At 57.5% G+C, this 522-nt stretch carries 1 protein-coding gene; it reads left to right on the top strand.

The features are described from left to right. A partial coding sequence (locus tag Q0835_RS30095) for an IS3 family transposase (protein WP_298967184.1) occupies nucleotides 1-522 on the top strand: 522 nt, incomplete at both ends.

Genomic DNA, 522 nt, shown 5'->3' with positions numbered 1-522 from the left:
AGATGCGGGCGGCACCGGGTGCGACGGCTGATGAGGCTCATGCGTCTGGTGCCGATTTTCCAAGAGCCGAAGACGAGTAAAAAACACCCCGGGCACCAGATTTACCCGTACCTTCTCAGAGACTTGGCCATAACCCGGCCTAATCAGGTCTGGTGTACCGACATCAGTTATATCCCGATGCGCCGGGGCTTCTTGTACCTCGTGGCGATCATGGACTGGTATAGCCGGAAAGTTCTGAGCTGGCGGCTGTCGAACAGCATGGATGCCGGGTTCTGCGTCGAGGCACTGAAGGAGGCGCTGGCCAGATATGGCCCGCCCGAGATATTCAACTCCGACCAAGGCTCGCAATTCACCAGCACCGACGTCACTGACGTGCTGCACGACGCGAAGGTGAAGATCTCGATGGACGGCCGCGGGCGCTGGATCGACAACAGAATGATCGAGCGCCTTTGGCGATCAGTGAAATACGAGTGCGTCTACCTGAATGCTTTTGAAACAGGCTCTGAAGCCCGTGAGGGAATA

Origin of the sequence: uncultured Roseibium sp., assembly GCF_947499295.1 — a bacterium.
Lineage (GTDB): Bacteria > Pseudomonadota > Alphaproteobacteria > Rhizobiales > Stappiaceae > Roseibium.
This window is presented reverse-complemented; position numbering and strand designations above follow the sequence as displayed.